Origin of the sequence: Paenibacillus sp. UASWS1643, assembly GCF_008693195.1 — a bacterium.
Lineage (GTDB): Bacteria > Bacillota > Bacilli > Paenibacillales > Paenibacillaceae > Paenibacillus > Paenibacillus amylolyticus_B.
In genome coordinates, this window is record NZ_VXKZ01000113.1 from 254,048 (window position 1) to 269,789 (window position 15,742).

Sequence of the window (15,742 nt, forward strand, 5' to 3'; positions counted from 1 at the left end):
CATCTGTTTCATGCCTTATTCCTCTCCCATTATCTCAGCTTCACAGCGGAAAAGGTAGGGTAGAATTGAAAGTTTGTAAGCGTTTTGTGAAGTTATTTATTGTAAAAATAGGATTGAAAACCATTTTGCAATAACTTACATTGTTATTAAGTGAAAACACATTATTTCCCAATCTTATTATAGCTATGCTTTACATCTTATTGGTGGAGGGAACGATGAAAATTAAGTCGAACTATAACAAGCTATTCGGTGCATTTTCGCTTACATTTTTGGGTGATGGACTTACGCTAGCTGCGGTTCCTTGGCTCATATCCACACTTACAAGCGATACGCTGTATGCCTCTGTCACCATGACGGCACTTCGTTTACCATGGCTTCTCTTCAGTCTGCCCGTGGGTGTTCTCATCGACCGGTACTCACGCAAACATATGCTGATTGGGGCTGGTTTCACACGAATGATTCTTCTGCTTGCTCTGACGTTATGTATCTGGGGAGGATGGGTGAGCATTCCGATTCTGGCTCTGTTCATGTTCGGGATTGGGCTTAGCCGGGTCGTATTCGACAGTACGGTGCAGACGGTCATCCCTCAACTGGTAGATGAGAGTAAGTTGGAGAAAGCGAATGGGCAGTTCACCGCCGGACAGTTAATCACAAGTGATATTCTGGGCGTTGCGCTGGGAGGGTTCATCATCACCCTGCATATTGTTTTTCCTTTTGCCATAGACGCGGTAACGGCTGTTATTGCTCTGCTCTTTTTAATCAGTATGAAGGGGAACTTCTACCCAGGGGATACCGAAACAACCAAGAAGCAAGTTCGCCCTATGAAGAATTGGAAACGCGAGATGTGGTCCGGTATTCAATATGTCTATCATGATCGTTTTCTCCGCGGATTAGCCATTCTGTCAGTCACCATTACGCTGATGTATTCCGTCATCCTGGCTACTCAGATCTTCTTTGTACGAGATGTGCTTCAGTTGGATGCTTTTGCATTCGGTATGCTCATCTCCATCGCAACGATCGGCAGCATTGTGGGGAGCCAAGCTGTTGCATATATGCGCAAGAAATGGAGTACAAAACAATTGATTATTTCCTCCATTCTGTGCATGGGAATCATATACGGTGTCGTGGGTCTAACCACAAATGCATATATGGTAGGTGGCCTGTATTTCTGTGCTGCATTTTTCATTATTGTCTACAATGTTACCCGCTCCTCCATCCTGCAACGTTCCGTTCCTAATGAGATGCTTGGACGGGTTGGAAGCGTGTTTCGCTTTCTGTCCTTTGGCATTAGTGCCGTTGGTACACTTCTCGGCGGATTATTGGTGCGGGTTAGTGAAACGACGTTCGATCGCGTATTCTCGCTGCAACTCCCTTATCTCTTGCTAAGCTTGATCTATATCCTGTCTGGTCTGGTATTTACCATGAAGATGAAGAATCATGCAGAGAGCCAGCAGCCTAACATCAACGCTTGACTGTTACGTTAGGTCATACTTGATAATGATCTCAAGCGAATAAGAAGGAGAGATCAAGAATGAAGATTACCGCGTTACGTTCAGATCTAATCTATGAAGAGATCATCCAGGCTGCACCCGATAAGAAATTGGAGTTATACCGCGAGCGTATGATGGGTCCCTTTATGAACAAATGGAACATACAACAGATTCCGTTTCGATCTCAGGAGCCTAACGGCTTCGATGTGATCATGATGAATAACTTTATGAATATCGCTCCCGCAGATATTACGATTGAGATTACCGAATCGTTAGCAGCGATTTCGTCTGAAACATTTTGGCAACAGTGTCATGAAGCTGTTCGTATGAGTCTATCGACCTTTACAGATCATGGGATTGAGCTATCCGTTTCCGAATATCTGTACACCATTTTGTTAGGGGATAAGAACAGTCCGACGTTACAGATGAGTGAAGGCATATGTGGAGATGGCGGCATTCCTGGTTATATTATTGCGAACCTAAGCCCGGATGCTTATACTCTACCTCGTATGCAATCCGTGTTAGCCCATGAATGCAATCATAACGTGAGATATCAATATATTCAGTGGAACCCACAGATTACGCTTGGCGAGATGGTTGTTAGCGAGGGGTTGGCTGAGAGCTTTGCGACATCCCTGTATGGAGAAGAGTTGCTAGGCCCCTGGGTAGCCAAAACGGATATGGAGACTTTGAACAACGTAATCAAGCCGCAAATGAAAGATCAGTTGCATGTCACTGGTTTTGACCAGATTAATCCGTATCTATACGGCGATGAACTTGCCATCATGCAAAACTTTACGCCTGTAGGTATGCCCTATGCGGCTGGCTATGCCTGCGGTTATCACTTAATTCAATACTACTTGAACAAAACAGGTACACCGATCACCGAAGCAACTATTACTCCGGCAAGTGTTATCCTTGCTGAAACAAAGGACTTTTGGAATGAAGACACCCTATTTCACCGTTAAAGATATTATTCAGATCACAGGCATCACCAAACGCGCATTACATTATTACGATAAAACGGATCTCTTGAAACCGAGCAAAGTCGAGGACAATGGCTATCGGTATTACGATCAAGAGGCACTCGGGAATCTGCAAATGATTCTGTTGTTCAAAGAAATGAATTTCTCCTTGAAAGACATTGCAGCCATGATGCAACTTTCGAAAGGTGAACAAAAAGATATCCTGAGAGAGCACCGGAGTACACTCGTTCAACGAAAACAAAAACTCGAAACCATCATCGGCCAGTTGGACGAATATGTAGATGGGACGGACATCTCTCATCTTCATCTGTTTGAAGACTCTTCCATCCTGTCCATTCAAGAGCAATATGAATCCGAGGCAAAGTTCATCTACGGAGATACCGAGAAATATCGGGAATTCGAAGCTAATGTGAACCAACTGTCTGCGGAAGAGCAAGAACAAGCCTACCAGCAGTTCTCGGTCAATATGGAGCAGGTATTTCATGCGTTGGCGAGACATCAGGATCTGTCCCCTGCTTCTGGAGAGGTGCAATCGTTAGTGCGTGAATGGAAGAGTTGTCTGGAACAGTTTATGGTCTGTGATGCTGAGATTTTGAGGTGTATTGCGGAGGCCTATACGACGGATCGTCGCTATGCGGGTTATTTTAATCAGTTTGGCAATGAGGATTTTTTGAGATTTTTGTATCAAGGTATTATGGTTTATGTGAGGGGTAAGGTAATATCAGGGTATGAAAGATGTTAGATGACCTCCGAGAGAACCCACAGAAAAAAAATGAACAATGGTACTATCAATTAAACGCTCCATTATGTAAATGTTCTATCTAATAAACCCATGGCTAGAGGACCTTAGCCATGGGTTTGTGATGGATAATTTAATTTTTAGAAATGTTTTTATCTGAACTCACCAGCTAAATCAACTCCGTCAAATGTAGCCTTTGGATAATAATAAACAAACATCGGTAGGCCTGTGAATGAATCAGACTTATTTAAGGTAAGGGAATCCACTTTTCCAGACGATGTCTGGCTTACTGTATTATTATAGATTTTACCTATTGCTCCAGTTTCAAAATTTACAATACCCACACAATCAATTTTAACTTCTGCTCGGATGTTTCTTTTTATGCCAGCTGTGTCCCATGCATCCATATAGAAATTCCAACTATTTTTACCGAATCCGTTATCATATTCTACATAACCAGTTAAGGCTAATGTTTTATTGTTACCTGTGAAAAATTTCTTTGAGACCGAAAAGGCTGATACGTCCCCTTTATTTTGAATATATGTTATATTATTGTTTAAAGATGAGTTTTCTTTTAAATATTGTGTATCTTCGTCAGAAAACGGTTCGTTCACTTCATACTTATCTAGTATATTTTGTATTTTTAAGGCTGTATCTTCCTCACCTGTACTTGCGTGGGCTGAATTAGTAAAAAGAACGGAAATAGATATTGAAACCAAGAATAATGTCAATAACATACTGATCTTCTTCACTTTAAATACCTCCTAAAAATTATTATGAAAGGGGTTTCGACAATGCACATTGTGTGGAATAATATACTTATTCTCGTTGTTAGCCTTCTTATCTTAGCTGGACTAGTTTCTGGCACAATATACTTTTTAATAAAAAATAGGTCTAAATAGTTCACCTCCTTATGACGATACCACTTCCATATATTATATATTATTCAATAAATTATAATAAAACCCTCTTCTAAAAATTAATAATATCTAATTTTTTTTTAAGTTGATATATTTGTTGTTCGATCTCTCTGCAATTATTAGACAGTTCCCCTATTCGAATAATAAGTGAACTTCAAAAAGTTAATTTCAAGTAAGCAAAAAGCGTACCGCTATTTCACTGGTACGCTTTTTGCTTTTTTCTTCTTGGTAAATTTTTGTTTACCAAGTAAAATTTCAGATTGACTGACTGTATAAGAACTTGTCCTCTACTTCCCTCTCCCCCGCTCAAAATACACATGCAACCGATACAGACAAATCTCCTTCGTCCAGCGATACAGCAGCGCCCGTTCCTCCGCATCCTGCACCTGCACATTCAGCGAAAACAGGCCCTCCCCAAAACGCGTCATACTACCCTTCGCCCCGCTCCACATCGACATTGGCATATCAATAATCAGTTTCTCAATCCGTGTTGCCGTCTTCTCGTTCCATTCCCAGAGCGCTAGCTTGTCCTTGTCCGAAAAGTCTTTCCGTTTCCGGTACTCCTTCTCCGTCAGGTACATATGGAAAAATATCCCCATCTCCCCTGGTGTGATCGGGTCCATCCAGTGGGCTCCGCCTCGCTCCAGCATGTATAGCAGCACGATCATCTTGTAGCTTTTGTTCATAACCGTCTTCTCTACATCGCGCAGCCATGCCTCATGCCGGACGTACATCTCCCCCTCATATGGGGTCAGCAGTTCTGCCCAATACAGAAACCCAACATAGGAACGGAATTCGCTCCGATACCCGATACTCTTCGAACGCCCCATCAGGTGCAGCTCCAGATACGTCGGGATACGTCCCAGCTCTCGCTTCACACTCAGAAAATCCTGATGCAGCTTCTCGCGGTGCGGCAACCGTTTGCGGCTCAGCTCCTGAAGCAGGTCCACTACCCGGGTCTCCAGATGAATCCCACAGTTAGCCGGAACCTCAGGCACAGCCGAATCCATCGTTTTTCCGCTTCGTTCCTCGTCTCCGCGCACATCCAGAAGGCTCAGCTTCACATCCGCATTCCGGTAGTTTCCGATCAGGTCGATGATGACACAATGCGATTTGCCCTCCGCCAGTCGTAGACCACGCCCCACCTGTTGGGTGAACACGGTGAGTGACTCCGTTGGACGCACGAACAGTAGCGTATCCACACGCGGGATATCTGTTCCCTCATTGAACAGATCCACCGTCACCACAACCTCCAGCACACCCGCATCAAGCTGTCGAATGGCTGTCTCCCGCGACATCTCCGATGTGCGCGAATGCAAACTAAGTACCTTAACGCCCTGACTTCGGAAATACGCAGCTAAATAATCCGCCTGCCGGATCGACGAGCAAAAGCCAATCGTTCTCGTCTGTTTGTGCCGGGCCCAGGCTGCATAGATCGTCTCTACATGCTCCTCTTGCAATTGAACGGCCATGAGCTGTTCTTCATCATACTTTGTCCCGATCCAGCGAATCTGCGAATAGTCTGTATCGTCGAATATCCCGTAATATTGAAATGGCGCCAACCAACCTCGCCGGATCGCTTCAATAAAATGCATCTGGTACGCCACATTCCCATCACAGAGCGCATACACATCTTTGCCATCAAGTCGATCCGGAGTTGCCGTAATGCCCAACAGAAACTTGGGTTGAAAATGCTCAATCACCGACATGTACGTCTTCGCCGCCGCATGATGGAACTCATCCACCACGATCAGATCAAATGCATCGACGGAAAACATATCCCGGTGCTTCTGCATACTCAGCGTAAAGATCGAAGCATACACACAATCCGCCGTCCCATCTTTATACTGCCCGTTATAGATCCCATGACTGCGCTCCGGCATGATCCGTTGAAATGACTTCTTCGCCTGGAACAGAATCTCTTCACGATGCGCCACAAACAACACCCGCTGGAACCGCTGGGCGAAGAAACCCGCCAGATACGTTTTGCCAAGCCCGGTCGCCATAACGACCATCGCCTTGTCGTACTGCTCCTCCATCGTGCCATGAAGTGCTTCGAGGGCGTCCAACTGCGCAAAGCGCGGTTGAATCGGCACCAGCGACAGCTCGGCGGTTTCTTCCTCTTTGTCCTCTGGTAGACCTGTGCCAAATTCCGCTTCTTCCATCTCCGTGATGCGCTGGATCATCTCCGGGTTCTTCTGGTGATATTTGCGGTACTCTTCCTCATACAGTTCAATCGAATCCGGGTTCACCGGCAGGGTTGTCTCGTGGTAGAAGCTCTGCATGAACTTGTCCAAAGCCATCTGGAACGTATATGGCTCCGCCTCCGCATTCATCGCCAGATTCCATTCATACCCCGTCTTCAGTGCTGTGAAGGAAAAGTTCGAAGAGCCGACGATTAGTAGTCCTTCGCCGTTGTCATGATCGAACAAATACGCTTTCGGGTGAAAAGAAGTCCCCATACTTCGCCACAGCCGTGCTTCAATTCGTGGATGGACCTCACAGAGCGCCCGAAGTCCTTCCGGCTGCGTGATATACAGATAGTCTCCCGCGAGCATTCGTACTTCTGCCCCACGCTCCGCCGCCCGCTTTAAATGCGGCGCAAGCAGCTTCACACCAGACTGCATGATAAAGGACGTCATAATATAAATCCCGGACGCATGCTGCATCCGGGAAATGAGTTCGTCTGCCAAGTTATCTGTAATGAGTTTAACGTTAAGCTTCGTCGACATCGATCAGATACACTCTCTCCTGGAATCCACCGCGTGCCTCAGCCTTGTCCGCCCGTAGCTTATCCAGCTGCGCCGCATTCGCACCATGCACCTCCGCCAGCGCCCGGATCACTTCGAGCATGTCGGCCAGTTCTTCCAGCGCTTCCTGATCGCTTCCTGCACTCATGTATTCTTCCGATTCTTCGCTAAGCTTCGTTCTTAATTCTTGTTTATACTCCTCCGGGTCCAGAATGCTTGTGCGACATTCCTTACCGCTGGATGTAATAATATGCGGAATCTTGTCCCGCACCAATTTGTTGTATGTAGGCATGTGGTATAACATCCTTTCTGCTGTGAGAGCCTTCAAGCCTCGTGCCAGAATCTCCCTTTTTGCCATTATACCATTTGCTAGGAAGAGGGATAGGTTGATTCTGTAAAGTGGTGGGTGGGAGCGATTGAAAGTAAAAAAAGTATATAGCTACTTGGTCATAGTCCATTAGCCCAACCCAGTTCCCGATATTTGTCAATACATTCTAGTGAAATATTACGTATCAGAATAATGGATCAAATACAGTCTTTAAACGTCTATGGACTACTGGAGCAAAAGAATGGAATGATTCCACAGTAGTTAACCTTTCGTCTGGAACCAATTCTAATTTTACAGCAGGAAATAAGACGGTTGCTAATGCTACATGGGATGGAATTATGGAACCTGTCTATAATGCTAACAAGACTTTTAAATCTGTTAAAGTTTGGGTGAATGATTTCTATACTTCACAGTTCGAGTACATCAGTACAGATAATGCAATTCAAAGTATTGCAACGCATGAATTAGGTCATGCTTTAGGTTTGGCACATGCACCAGAAAGAACATTATCCGTAATGGTTCCAGCAACTTTTTTATCAGATGGGACGTTTGCTCGTCTTCAATATTTCCCTGGAATTGGAGATGAAAACTCCGTAAACAGTATTTACAACAACAATAGTTTAACGTCAGAACAATCCATTTTGAACGAAAATGACTTTGTAGAAGGCAAAGAACTAGTTAATCTTGATGTATCGTGGAGCAAGTGGTATCTCAATCTAAAAGATCTTACAAGGGATGCTGATCTGGTTGTTAAGGCAAAAGTAACAGCCCAAAACGGTACAGTTGTAACGGGTGAGAATTTTTATGATTATAAGCAAAAGTCCGAAATAAACATCCAAAAAGTTCTAAAGGGTGATTCTGCTTTACTCAACCAAAAAGTCACACTCTATCAAATGGGTGGTGAAGATAAAAATGTTGTAGTCAAATATCATGGAACAACTCCTCTTGTTGAAAATGATAGTGTAATTCTCTATTTAAAGAAAATTGGCGACAATGAGTATATTCCAATCAATGAGGATGTGAGCATCTATAAAGTGGGAACTAATGAGCAACTTACAAATTTACAAAGTCTTAAGATCATCTCTGAATCGTCACTAGTAGAAGAATCTACACATTAAAATGATGGAATGAATACAGCGGCCTTAATTGGCCGCTGTATTCATTCCATCCATCTTTACTGCTTTATAGTAGGTCTCATTATCTTTTACTGCGATATAATCATCTGTCTCTACATTTTTTACTTTAAATAATTTTGTCCCTTTTTTATACTTATTGGAGAACAGGTTCGGTAATTTGTCACTTTCATTTGTAGAGTATTTTTTAATTGTTCCAATTTGGGTTTCCACATCGGTTGTAGTAACAGTTTCATTTGTCATCTTATAAACCCCATTCTCCCAGGTTACAACATCAAATGCCCAACTTTGAAGTTCATTATGACCTGAGTTTGAGCATGCCACAAGTAACAACATTGAAGTCAGAATGAATACAAAAGTCCTTCTCATAAAAAAAAACCTCCCACTACAGAATGTTGTTATCTCATAATCCGGAAAATTCGAACAGCAAGAATTTAAAGCGCTAATATATACATAATATTACCAATAATGTTTTTTATTGTCCATACTAAGCTGTGTAATTCATCATGAAATTCTGTAAATTATCATTTATGTCAGAAGTATGGTCGTAGGTAAGTTAAAAAAACTTGGAAGAAGCGCCTGCGAAGCGGCGGTAGCCCGTAACCAGATGACATACACTTTACCTAAATCCATCTAAAAAACGTTCTGTCTTTGATTACGATAAGCTCTACATGTAAAAAGTATTTGCTGAATTCATCAGAATACTTTGATTATGCTGAAATGCGATAGAATAAATAAAGATCTGCAACTTCAGGAACAAAATTATAAATTTCACGGCTTGGATACTTTCAACTGAGGGGATGGGTTGATTTTGTACAGTAGTCGATTGGATTGAGGGGATCGGAAAAATAACCCATGACTACTCCGTATAGGAGTTGAAATAGGCTTATTTTTTTATTATTCCTCAATGGATTGAATCGCATATTCTATATCCTGCTCCATATCCAGATCAGGATACTTCTTTTGTAATTGAAGAAGACAATCTATAAATGCTCGACTTTGAAATTCAGAAGATAGATCTTCAAATATCTCACTCAGCCAATATATATCTTTTTCTCCACATTGATTTAGAAATGATATGGCACTTTGCTCATTTTCTTTTAGAATATCTACCATCTCATTCCATATTGTTTGAATAGCAGGATCGTCGGGGTGTAAATCTTTTCTCTTCTTTATTAATGAGATAACTTTTTCACTGTAGTCTACCATGTTTTACTCTCCTCACGGTTGTCTTGAATTATCTGGAGTAATCGTTCCGATCTGTCCATCGTTTTTGATTACGCCTACTCTAACGTTATTATAGTTTCCAAACATCCATTCACCGTCACCCTTAACTCTATTCTCAGGCAGATTTGCTACATGCTCACCTGACTTTTTGATATCTTCCGATGTCCACTCCTTAGGGAACCATGCTTGGCCCTCTCCACTTCGCTTTGCTTTATTTTTGTGATTAGGTATATTACCAACTCGTACACCGTTTTCATATTCTTTAGTAATGTTAAATGGGATCTTATTTTTAAGTAGGTAATTAATATTATCTTGACCGTGACCACCATTGATCAATCTATTTTTAGAATTAAAATCTCCAAGTGAAGCATGGTGAATTCTTTCATTACTTACTGTAATTCTTCCACCGATCATACCTTTCGGGAATCCTAATCCTTCTTTTGGAACCTTATAACCCCTATTATACGTTCCTGTAAAAGCCAACACGAGCTTAGCAGTCTGTAAACCTCCAATAGAAACTGCTGCTTGCCATGCAGGTATGGATTCTCCAGTTACGGGATGATGACCTTCCTTAAATGCGCTGATCTGTTCATCATATACATCCCCACCACTAGACACCGGTTGCTTCGGCCCAGCTCTCATTTCCTCATAGGTGCCACCATTTTCCCAATACTTAACAAACTCTTTTTGCCCTGGCATCCCATCCTCTGCTTCACTGGCAGGCATGTTAACTCCAAACAAAGGATTATATACCATTCGTCGTTGCTCTTCTGGGTTACCTGTATTATGGTTGATCATTGTATGGGCAGCAATCTGTCCAGCAACGGCTCCCAAGCTCACCTGTTCCTGATCTGCTTGTTCGAATCTCTCGGCAATCGCGAACAGATCTTGGGATGACTTAACCATACTTTCCAGTGCTCGATCAAGTACTGAACGTGACTGCTGAAAATCATAGAAAAACCGTTCCTGCGTTGCTCCCGCCCACTGAGACTGGATGAATCCGATCCGTGCGGTCAGGTCATTACGTATACCCTCCAACTGTTGCCTATCCTGCTCGATCTGTCTGGATACATGCAGCAGCTGCTCTGGTGTTACTTTAATTGTACTCATATCATTCTCCGCCGTTAAAATTAGGATTTTACCATGTTAGCGGAAGCTTGGTGTATATACATCCTTCTAACATCCTGATTTTACCTTTCTCACCCTAACAATATCTCCAACAACGTACTTCATAGGTCCTAATTTAAAGGAACTCTTCTTAATCTCTTGATTTAATAGAAAACAATCCATAAACACACCAACGGGCACGCCGTCAACAATGCCGCTGTAAAACTGATCTGTGCCGCGACTCGTCCTCCGGTAAACTCTTGCCGTGAAAAGAACATCCAGATCGAGAGGTACGTAGCACCTAGTGGAAATGAAATTATCCCTTTAAACGTACTCGGTTCCATATACCCATGCATCATGCTTTTGCCGATTAGGATTAAAGTAACCAATTCCAATATAGATAATATAAAAAACGCGATAGCAATCACTCTTTTCAAAATGTACACCTACTTTCCAGACGCAAAGCAAAGAGCATCCTCTATATTCTCTGCATCATATATCCTTAGGAAAAAGCACCTCTACTTTTGGTTTGGTAGAAGTGCTTTTCTATGAATACGATTTTGCGAAATATTAACCTAATGATCTACAGATTATTAAATATCAATCGGATCTTTCTCAACAAATTTTTCATACCAATTGTTTAATGGAAAATGTGAGACTTGTATAATTTCTAGAGAGAGTGGTTTGATGGTAAAAGAGCCCCCCCCGTTCAAAAAGTATAATTAACGGTTCATATATGTCTAGATACTGGCTGATACTCGGAGTATTTTCTGCGTACTTCGCCAACTGTAGATAATATTCAAATATTCTTTTCACATATGAGTTTTGATACAAATACGCAACAGCCTCCGAACTGCAATAAGCTGAAATATCTAATTCCTCTTCTTGATCTCCTAGCAGTTTCGCCACATTTGTAAATGCAGGTGGCATAGGCTTCAGCTGCTCCGCTTTATAAAATTGAGCCATTCTTCTGAGAAATTCATATCCGAGTTTAGTATCCTCCTCAGAGATAACAGTACCTACTAAGGCCCAATTTATATTATTTAGTTTGGCTACTGCATTTTCCAATAACATTCTATTCCACCTCAACATTTAGTAATCAATCTTATCATCGTAGCTAGTATCCTTATTTCATAAAAATGCACTTCTACTTTTGGTCCGGTAGAAGTGCATTTAACATTATTTATCTGTAATTCAGTTGTGAGGTTTCATAAAAACCGAATACTCGATATTCTCAAGGAGTTCTCCATAATGCGTCTGGAGCAGTTCAAGGTATGTTCCGTTGAACGTATACTTTCCGTTTTTAAAGAGAAATATCTCCTCTCCAGAAGTGTGATAGAATACGCCCTCTACTCTAAGTGATTTTAATATAGCGAAAGAAATTTCATACATTGTTTTATACCATAATTCATATTGCTGGTTATTCTCCAATTCATAAGAAATCGTTTGTTGATAAATAAAATCCTCTTCTTGGAACATCGTTTCATAAGATGCTGCTGGATGATCAGCCGGAAAATTATTATCATAAACAGTAATTTTTAAACCACCGCTTAGATCAAACTCATGAATGAACAATGCATTGTGTTGTCGGTTCATATAATTCACTTCAAAATTCTTACTTTCAATTAATCCTTTCCACCATAAAGGATCTTGTTTTCCATTCAACTTCAGTGAATATTCCATAAACTTGTCTCCTCTACTTTAAGGGAATACCGATATGATCTTACCGTCCTTTTTGACTGCGATAACTTCTTCTAAACCTTGGATTTCCCATTCTTTAAATTGCTTAAGCAACGCAGAATCATCTCCAGACCACTTTGTTAAATTAATCACCACATTCTTGGTTTGTTGTTTAATAACAACCTTTTCTTGAACCTCACTCCAAATACCTCTAATACCTTTATTTTCAGTTGGTGCATAACAGTCAAATATACGTCCTTCAATTCTAAAATCAGGATCTCTTTTGGAATCAATTCCATCACTATCTAAAACTTTAGGGTTCTGTTCAATCCGATATCCACTTCTCGCCAATTGATCAGCAGCATCATTTTCTAGTTCTAAAGACTGTTTAGTCGCCTTATCCGCATTATTCGGAATTTTTGTTCTCGCTCCACTTGGTAAGGCTTCTGGATTAGGTGATCCACTTGGCTTTATTAGATCTCTGGGACTGTCCATTCCCTTTTGAGGCTCCTTCTTACCTCCGCCCGATCCACCCAGATCGGTATGCTTATCATCCATCGTACGAAATGCTTTGCCAAACAAAACATACGCCAGGGCCTGTCCTGTCATCGCCCCACCGTAATATCCTGCTCCACTCTCATCAATCTGCTTCTTCTGCTCTTCTACAAATTGCTCTATGTCAGACCTCGCCGTTCCCGTACCCCAGGCCGCATCCCATGCAAATCCAATGCCACGCCCAACGTCCACAATTTTGCCCACTGTCATCGCATATGCCACACTGCCTATTGTACTGAATGGGTTAGCGAAGAATGCTTCTGCCGTCTGGCCCATTCCCGTTATTGTGTCTCCTATGGATTTATCAAGCAGCCCTACCGCGAAATTCCGCTGTAGTTCTTCTGGAATGTACAGCGCAACCTCGCCTGAGCCGTCTGTTGTTCTGAAATTCCTCGCGATAAACGTAAACTCATTCTGGATTTTATCCAACAGCCCGATTGTGTTCGGGAACACTTCTTTCACCTGCATAAAATCCCAGAAGAAACGTTCTCCTGTCACACCCGACCAATCGGATTGCAACATATAGATGGATTTCTCCAGTTCCCGGACCATTCGCTCCAGTTCCAATTTCTTCTGCTGGACCAATCGAGCTTTCTCGTCCAACACATCGGGGTGTACCTGAATACGTTGCATGCTATCCTCACCGCCAACCTGACTGTAGTAGTTATACCTAAATTTTAACAAGTGAAGAGTTTGATTGGAATCAAACGGAGGATTCATTTTCTCGTTAAAGACGCAGTAGGCGGGAAACATTCATTAGCCAGATTTTTTGCGTGTTCGTGCATTTATTTTATTGAAATTTTTACTTTTGTTTAAAATACTGAACGATCTCTTCCGGTTCCTGCGTCTCCAATGTGATCTGGCCTTTCTCGAACAGGATCATGTACGGATATGATTTTAGACCAAAAATCTTCTCATAATTAAACTTGTTTTCCTCCTGCACATTATAAAAGGTTACGTTAGTAATTGGGCCTTCTGCCCTCAAATTCTCGTTATTCACTTCATTTAATTTCTCCTGTAAATCCACAATAAATGGCCGCTCAGCAGTACGGTCAGTAAATACAATCAAAGAAGCATCGTTCCTCTGAAACTGAGTTAATTGTTCAATGGCCTTTTCTCTATTATTTTGACCGCAGCCTGCCAATACGAATATCAATATACATAACAACCAGAACCTCTTCAATGTGCTCCTCCTCCAAAACATAATAATTGTTACTACTTATTATTAGTTGCGTAACACGATATCGTCATTCCATTTGAGTTGGAACTACAAAGAGTTCATTCATGAGCACCATGAATAAACTCTTCTGTGTTAATCCCCACCGCCACCTGAGTCACCTCCACCAGAATCCCCAGAATCTCCATGATCCGATCCATGATGGTGTCCACCAGAACTGTCGTGATGGTGATGATGATGTGAATGCCCGCTGTCATGCCCTGTTGAGCTACCGCTGTATCCCGTGCTGCTACCGGATGACCCCGTTTCCAACGTTCCAGTCACATAATTCAAACGCTCATAAGGATACTCCGCAGCTAACATGGGACGAAATACTCCACGTAGATGCAATGCTAGCGCTAATAATGGAGCGTGTGTAAGCGTGGAAGAAACAGGCACACTGTCGACTTGTTCCGCTTTTAGCTGCACCAAACGTCTGATTTCCGGATCGACATGATTCTGGAGCGGACTCCAATCGGTCTTACGTGCACAACGTGATCCAATCCCGAGCACCAGTGCCGTCTGTAAAATGCGTTCCATGCTCTCCGCGGATTCATGCAGACGATCTACTGGAATTCCTTTCTTATAGCGTCTACGCCAGCGGCGCATAGAGATAGCCCAGTCCCGTGCAGAGGAACCCACTACGCGAATAGGCAAGATTAGACGCAGTAACAGCGACAAAATAATTACGCCAATGAACATACTGTTCTCGGCTGATTCCCCCGTAGCGGACAGTGTTATTGTGACCAGCAATCCTACACTAGCCAGCTGATAAGGCCAGCGCACTCGAATTCGTTTTACAGCCACCAACCAGAGCACCAACGTAATAGCAAGAGCGATACCCTCCTGAATCCCAGCCCCATTGGTGAAGCACAATGCGCAGGTCAGGATAAACAAAACAGGAAATACGAGCATAACAAGCAGTCGGAGCAGAAGCGGCGTTCGGATCAGCCTGTTCCAATCCTGCCGTGTCTCGAGAACGCTAATCTTCCATGCCTCCAATCCCTGCCCTATTACTTTTTCCTTACGACGATAATGCTGCATCTCTTCGGACTGTGAACTTTGCTGCGAGCTTGGTCCTGCCAGCGCATCCAGCCTGAATCGCTGTTGACCGAAGCTATACTCTTTCAGCATCCATTGCAACAGTAGGCGTTCGTCTGCATTTATCGCAGCATCAGGCTGCTCACTTCGATACTCCAGTGTGGTATTTGGCCCATATTTGTCGTCCCGATATCTCTTTTTGGCTTGCACGATGCGCAGGGATAACACCCGAGAACGGGTTAACTGAAACAGCAACGCCTGTGTATCCCTTAACTTCAATCGTCCCTTACTACGTAAATAAGCCAGAAACAGAGGGTCCGCCTGCTCCACTTCTTCGTCCGAATATGTACCTTTGCTTAAGTAATTCCGAATCCAGATTAGACATTGCAGAATGAACATGGCGAGCAGCACCCACATCAATGACTCACTAATGCGAAGAATCCAACCATCCTGCAATACCACTGCTTGTCCCTGTGCGAGGGCTGGAACTTGATTGTTTGTTGAAGCGATAGATGTTGATAACACGTAATTCACCTCATTGATCTCCTTCCATAATATGACAATTCAATC

At 42.7% G+C, this 15,742-nt stretch carries 15 protein-coding genes; 4 read left to right on the forward strand and 11 right to left on the reverse strand.

Annotated features, from left to right (window positions below):
* Positions 1–215: 215 nt before the first annotated feature.
* Genes FE296_RS21430 through FE296_RS21440 form a run of 3 tightly spaced genes read left to right on the forward strand, consistent with a single transcriptional unit; the run spans position 216 to position 3,218 of the window.
* On the forward strand, positions 216–1,472 hold the full coding sequence (locus tag FE296_RS21430) for an MFS transporter (protein ID WP_190945416.1): 1,257 nt from the start codon (positions 216–218) through the stop codon (positions 1,470–1,472).
* A gap of 59 nt (positions 1,473–1,531) precedes the next feature.
* A complete protein-coding gene (locus tag FE296_RS21435; RefSeq protein WP_150366242.1) occupies positions 1,532–2,458 on the forward strand; it encodes a DUF2268 domain-containing putative Zn-dependent protease in 927 nt (308 codons plus the stop codon).
* Positions 2,433–3,218: a MerR family transcriptional regulator gene (locus tag FE296_RS21440; RefSeq protein WP_150366243.1), complete on the forward strand. Its 786-nt coding sequence runs from the start codon at positions 2,433–2,435 to the stop codon at positions 3,216–3,218. The genes FE296_RS21435 and FE296_RS21440 overlap by 26 nt, the downstream gene beginning before the upstream one ends.
* 149 nt (positions 3,219–3,367) lie before the next feature.
* Here the strand turns inward: FE296_RS21440 and FE296_RS21445 are convergent, their stop codons facing one another.
* The 3 genes from FE296_RS21445 to FE296_RS21455 form a co-directional block, all read right to left on the reverse strand.
* Positions 3,368–3,967, reverse strand: a complete 600-nt coding sequence (locus FE296_RS21445) for a hypothetical protein (RefSeq protein ID WP_150366244.1) — start codon at positions 3,965–3,967, stop codon at positions 3,368–3,370.
* A 455-nt stretch (positions 3,968–4,422) separates the two neighbouring features.
* Positions 4,423–6,867 (reverse strand): DEAD/DEAH box helicase family protein, encoded by a 2,445-nt coding sequence (locus tag FE296_RS21450; RefSeq protein WP_150366245.1) that lies wholly within the window; start codon positions 6,865–6,867, stop codon positions 4,423–4,425.
* Positions 6,851–7,177, reverse strand: coding sequence for a nucleoside triphosphate pyrophosphohydrolase (locus FE296_RS21455; protein ID WP_124117278.1), 327 nt, complete (start codon positions 7,175–7,177; stop codon positions 6,851–6,853). The genes FE296_RS21450 and FE296_RS21455 overlap by 17 nt, the downstream gene beginning before the upstream one ends.
* Before the next feature lie 374 nt (positions 7,178–7,551).
* Between FE296_RS21455 and FE296_RS21460 the strand changes: the two genes are divergently transcribed.
* Positions 7,552–8,331 (forward strand): matrixin family metalloprotease, encoded by a 780-nt coding sequence (locus FE296_RS21460; RefSeq protein WP_150366246.1) that lies wholly within the window; start codon positions 7,552–7,554, stop codon positions 8,329–8,331.
* Between the two features lie 24 nt (positions 8,332–8,355).
* Here the strand turns inward: FE296_RS21460 and FE296_RS21465 are convergent, their stop codons facing one another.
* The 8 genes from FE296_RS21465 to FE296_RS21500 form a co-directional block, all read right to left on the reverse strand.
* On the reverse strand, positions 8,356–8,715 hold the full coding sequence (locus FE296_RS21465) for a hypothetical protein (protein ID WP_124117280.1): 360 nt from the start codon (positions 8,713–8,715) through the stop codon (positions 8,356–8,358).
* A gap of 528 nt (positions 8,716–9,243) precedes the next feature.
* Positions 9,244–9,555: a hypothetical protein gene (locus FE296_RS21470; protein ID WP_150366247.1), complete on the reverse strand. Its 312-nt coding sequence runs from the start codon at positions 9,553–9,555 to the stop codon at positions 9,244–9,246.
* Positions 9,556–9,567: 12 nt separating this feature from the next.
* Positions 9,568–10,683, reverse strand: coding sequence for a WXG100 family type VII secretion target (locus FE296_RS21475; protein WP_150366248.1), 1,116 nt, complete (start codon positions 10,681–10,683; stop codon positions 9,568–9,570).
* 624 nt (positions 10,684–11,307) lie between these two features.
* Positions 11,308–11,754 carry a hypothetical protein gene (locus FE296_RS21480; RefSeq protein ID WP_223868974.1) on the reverse strand — a complete coding sequence of 149 codons (447 nt, stop codon included), beginning with the start codon at positions 11,752–11,754 and terminating at the stop codon, positions 11,308–11,310.
* A 120-nt stretch (positions 11,755–11,874) separates the two neighbouring features.
* Entirely contained in the window at positions 11,875–12,363 is a 489-nt protein-coding gene (locus tag FE296_RS21485; RefSeq protein WP_150366249.1) for a hypothetical protein, read from the reverse strand.
* Between the two features lie 18 nt (positions 12,364–12,381).
* A complete protein-coding gene (locus FE296_RS21490; RefSeq protein WP_190945418.1) occupies positions 12,382–13,599 on the reverse strand; it encodes a WXG100 family type VII secretion target in 1,218 nt (405 codons plus the stop codon).
* A 118-nt stretch (positions 13,600–13,717) separates the two neighbouring features.
* Positions 13,718–14,071 (reverse strand): hypothetical protein, encoded by a 354-nt coding sequence (locus FE296_RS21495; protein WP_190945420.1) that lies wholly within the window; start codon positions 14,069–14,071, stop codon positions 13,718–13,720.
* Between the two features lie 156 nt (positions 14,072–14,227).
* Entirely contained in the window at positions 14,228–15,706 is a 1,479-nt protein-coding gene (locus FE296_RS21500; RefSeq protein WP_190945422.1) for a DUF2207 domain-containing protein, read from the reverse strand.
* Positions 15,707–15,742: the final 36 nt, after the last annotated feature.

What these genes read in the sequence shown, in the direction of transcription:
- FE296_RS21480 (WP_223868974.1), bottom strand. Translation starts at nt 11,754, where the DNA reads ATGTTATTGGAAAATGCAGTAGCCAAACTAAATAATATAAATTGGGCC.
- FE296_RS21470 (WP_150366247.1), bottom strand. Translation starts at nt 9,555, where the DNA reads ATGGTAGACTACAGTGAAAAAGTTATCTCATTAATAAAGAAGAGAAAA.
- FE296_RS21460 (WP_150366246.1), top strand. Translation starts at nt 7,552, where the DNA reads ATGGAACCTGTCTATAATGCTAACAAGACTTTTAAATCTGTTAAAGTT.
- FE296_RS21435 (WP_150366242.1), top strand. Translation starts at nt 1,532, where the DNA reads ATGAAGATTACCGCGTTACGTTCAGATCTAATCTATGAAGAGATCATC.
- FE296_RS21450 (WP_150366245.1), bottom strand. Translation starts at nt 6,867, where the DNA reads ATGTCGACGAAGCTTAACGTTAAACTCATTACAGATAACTTGGCAGAC.
- FE296_RS21475 (WP_150366248.1), bottom strand. Translation starts at nt 10,683, where the DNA reads ATGAGTACAATTAAAGTAACACCAGAGCAGCTGCTGCATGTATCCAGA.
- FE296_RS21440 (WP_150366243.1), top strand. Translation starts at nt 2,433, where the DNA reads ATGAAGACACCCTATTTCACCGTTAAAGATATTATTCAGATCACAGGC.
- FE296_RS21465 (WP_124117280.1), bottom strand. Translation starts at nt 8,715, where the DNA reads ATGAGAAGGACTTTTGTATTCATTCTGACTTCAATGTTGTTACTTGTG.
- FE296_RS21455 (WP_124117278.1), bottom strand. Translation starts at nt 7,177, where the DNA reads ATGCCTACATACAACAAATTGGTGCGGGACAAGATTCCGCATATTATT.
- FE296_RS21485 (WP_150366249.1), bottom strand. Translation starts at nt 12,363, where the DNA reads ATGGAATATTCACTGAAGTTGAATGGAAAACAAGATCCTTTATGGTGG.
- FE296_RS21430 (WP_190945416.1), top strand. Translation starts at nt 216, where the DNA reads ATGAAAATTAAGTCGAACTATAACAAGCTATTCGGTGCATTTTCGCTT.